Origin of the sequence: Streptomyces nanhaiensis, assembly GCF_046614825.1 — a bacterium.
GTDB lineage: Bacteria > Actinomycetota > Actinomycetes > Streptomycetales > Streptomycetaceae > Streptomyces > Streptomyces radiopugnans.
This window is the reverse complement of the sequence record NZ_JBKJFM010000295.1, coordinates 1-3022: the sequence shown is the minus strand read 5'-3', so window position 1 is coordinate 3022 and position 3022 is coordinate 1. Positions and strand designations below refer to the sequence as shown.

4 protein-coding genes are annotated in these 3022 nt (G+C 77.3%); all 4 read left to right on the top strand.

Annotated features, from left to right (window positions below; genetic code table 11):
* The coding region (locus ACLIYP_RS30000; protein ID WP_412716228.1) for a hypothetical protein at nt 1–197 on the top strand (197 nt) is incomplete at its 5' end.
* 100 nt (nt 198–297) lie between these two features.
* Nucleotides 298–1029 (top strand): polysaccharide deacetylase family protein, encoded by a 732-nt coding sequence (locus ACLIYP_RS29995; RefSeq protein ID WP_412716229.1) that lies wholly within the window; start codon nt 298–300, stop codon nt 1027–1029.
* A gap of 70 nt (nt 1030–1099) precedes the next feature.
* Entirely contained in the window at nt 1100–2347 is a 1248-nt protein-coding gene (locus tag ACLIYP_RS29990) for a glycosyltransferase (protein ID WP_412716227.1), read from the top strand.
* Nucleotides 2348–2353: 6 nt separating this feature from the next.
* Nucleotides 2354–3022: YveK family protein (locus ACLIYP_RS29985; protein ID WP_412716226.1), on the top strand; the 669-nt coding region annotated here is incomplete at its 3' end.

Here is a 3022-nt window from a genome sequence, read left to right as displayed (position 1 = left end):
GGCTCGCCCTGGCAGCGGCGGCGGCCACCGCGGCCGGCCTCACCGCCGCACCGCTCCTGCCCTCCCCGCTCCCCACCGCCCTGGCCGGGGCGCTGGTCGTCCCGGCCGCCTTCACCGCCGCGGCGCTCGCCGTCCGGGCGCCCGAAGTACCGCAGCTCCTGACCGCCGTCACACGAAGGTTCCGCCATGTCCGCTGATCTGGCCCGCACGCCCGCCCCCTCCGCCCCCTCCGCGGCCTCCACCGCGGCGCCCACCGCCTCGCTGCCGCGGCTGCGGCCGGTGCGCCCCTGGGTGCTGATGTACCACTCGGTGGCCGAGCACACCGAGGACCCCTACAACGTCACCGTCTCGCCGGGCCGCCTGGACCGCCAGCTGCGCTGGCTGCGGCGGCGCGGTCTGCGCGGCGTGGGGGTGGGCGAGCTGCTGCGGGAGAGAGCGGCCGGACGGGGCGCCGGACTGGTGGGCCTGACCTTCGACGACGGGTACGCCGACTTCATCGGGGAGGCCGTGCCCCTGCTGCGCCGCCACGGCTGCACCGCGACCGTGTTCGTCCTGCCCGGCCGGCTCGGCGGCGACAACGAGTGGGACCCGCTGGGCCCCCGCAAGCCGCTGCTGACCGAGGCGGGCATCCGAGCCGCGGTCGGCGCCGGCATGGAGGTCGGCTCCCACGGGCTGCTCCACCTCGACCTGACGGCGGCCGACGACGAGACCCTGCGCCGGGAGACCGAGGGCAGCCGCGTGGTGCTGGAGGAGATCACCGGACGCCGGGTGGAGGGCTTCTGCTACCCCTACGGCACGGCCGACCACCGTGCGGTGCGGGCGGTGCGCGCGGCGGGCTACACGTACGCCTGCGCCATCGACCCCGGCCCGCTGACCGGCCTCCACGCCCTGCCCCGCGTCCACATCGGCGAGAAGGACACCTCACCGCGGCTGTACGCCAAGAGGCTGCTGCACCCCCTGCGGCGCCGGGCCCTGCCCAGCGGCCCCACCGCACCGGCGGCCGGGTCCCTGACCGGGGCCGGACGGTGAACGGGGCGTCCGCGGAAGGCCGTTCACCCGGGAGGCGGACCCGGAACCGCAACGTGGGAGAGGAGGACCGATGAGAGTGCTGCACGTCATCACCGGCCTCGGCGCGGGCGGCGCCGAGCAGCAACTGCGGCTGCTGCTGCGCCATCTGCCGCTGTGCTGCGACGTCGTCACCCTGACCAACCCCGGCGCGGTCGCCGAGGGAATCGAGGCCGACGGCACCGCCGTCACCCATCTGGGGATGCGCGGCAACCGGGACCTGGCCGCCCTGCCGAGGCTGGTGGACACCGTCCGCGCCGGGCGCTACGACATCGTCCACACCCATCTGTACCGGGCCTGCGTCTACGGGCGGATCGCGGCGCGGCTGGCCGGGACGCGGACCGTGATCGCCACCGAGCACTCCCTGGGCGAGCGGCGGATCGAGGGCCGCCCGCTCACCCAGGGCGCCCGCGCCCTGTACCTGGCGACCGAGCGCATGGGCACCGCGACCGTCGCGGTCTCCACCACCGTCGCCTCCCGGCTGCGCCGCTGGGGTGTGCCCGGCTCCCGCATCCGGGTCATCCCCAACGGCATCGACGCCGCCCGGTTCCGCTTCGACCCCGTGGTGCGCGCGTCGGTGCGCACCCGGCTGGGACTGCCCGCGCACGCCCTGGTGGTCGGCGGGGTCGGACGACTGGTGCCCGGCAAGCGCTTCGACATCGCCGTGCGGGCCGTCGCCCAACTCCCCGGGGCCCACCTGGTCCTGGCCGGGGACGGACCGGAGCGCGGCAGGCTGCGCGAACTGGCCGCCGGACTCGGCATCGCCGACCGCGTACGGCTGCTGGGGGAGTGCGGGGGAGCGGTGGGGGGCGATCCGGGCGCGGGCGAGGGCCGCCCGGACATCCCCGGGCTGCTCAGCGCCATGGACGTGTTCGTCTCCCCGTCGGCCGAGGAGGCCTTCGGGCTTGCCGTGCTGGAGGCGCTGGCGGCCGGGCTGCCCGTGCTCCATGTGACCTGCCCGGCCATCGACGAGCTGCCCCGCTCCCACGCCCCCGGGGCGCACCGTGTCGAACCGGGGGTCGCGAGCCTGGTGGCGGCGCTGCGCGAGCCGTCGTCGGTGCCGCCCGGCAGGCGCCGCGCCCCGGTGTGCGAGGCGGTGCGCCGCTACGACGTGGCCCGCGGCGCCGACCGGCTCATGGCCCTGTACGAGGAACTCCACGGCCGCGCCCCCGCACACCCGGCCGCGGGCACTGCCGCGCGTACCGCCGTACGCACCCCCGCGGGCGCCGCGGCGCCCGAACCGCCCCTGCCCGTCCCGACCACCCCGACGACGAAGAGGTAGCCCGCCTTGACCGAGCCGCGCACGACCGAACCCGAATCCCCCGCGCCGCCGCGCCGCACCGGCCCGCTCGCCCGCCTCGCGCCGCCGTGGCGGACGTCCGACCTGCCCGCCTGGTGGCCGCTGGCCCTGGGAGTCCTGCTGGGGCTGGTCGGCGGAGCGGCGTACGGGCTGCTCGCCACGCCCCGCTACACCGCGACCAGTTACGTGGTCGTGGTGCCCGGTGCCGAGGCCGACTCGGCGACCGCCCTCGGCTTCGCCCAGGCGTACGGCCGCGTCGCCACCGACAGCGCCGTCCTGGCCGAGGCGAGGACGGCGGCGAGGATGCCGGTGGACGAGCTGCGGACCGCCGTACGGTCGGCCACCTCCCCGGACGCGCCCATGGTGGAGATCACCGGAACCGCCTCCAGTCCCGGACGCGCCGCCGCCGTCTCCAACGCGGTGGCCAACGCCCTGACCAGAACCGGGAACCAGGCCGCGAACAGCACGGGGGTTCAACTGTCGCTGTTCGCGCCGGCGTTCGACCCCACCGAGCCCGCCTCGCCCTCGGTGCCGCTCTCCGTCGCGGTGGGCGTCTGCGCGGGCGGGCTCGTGGGCGGCCTCGCACTCCTCGCCGCTCCCCGGGGCCGGCGCGGCCCGGGGAGCGCCGGCGTACCGGCCCCCGCCGGGGCCCTGGAC

Excerpts from the sequence above, each read along its gene's own strand:
- ACLIYP_RS29990 (WP_412716227.1), top strand. The coding sequence starts at position 1,100 with ATGAGAGTGCTGCACGTCATCACCGGCCTCGGCGCGGGCGGCGCCGAG.
- ACLIYP_RS29995 (WP_412716229.1), top strand. The coding sequence starts at position 298 with ATGTACCACTCGGTGGCCGAGCACACCGAGGACCCCTACAACGTCACC.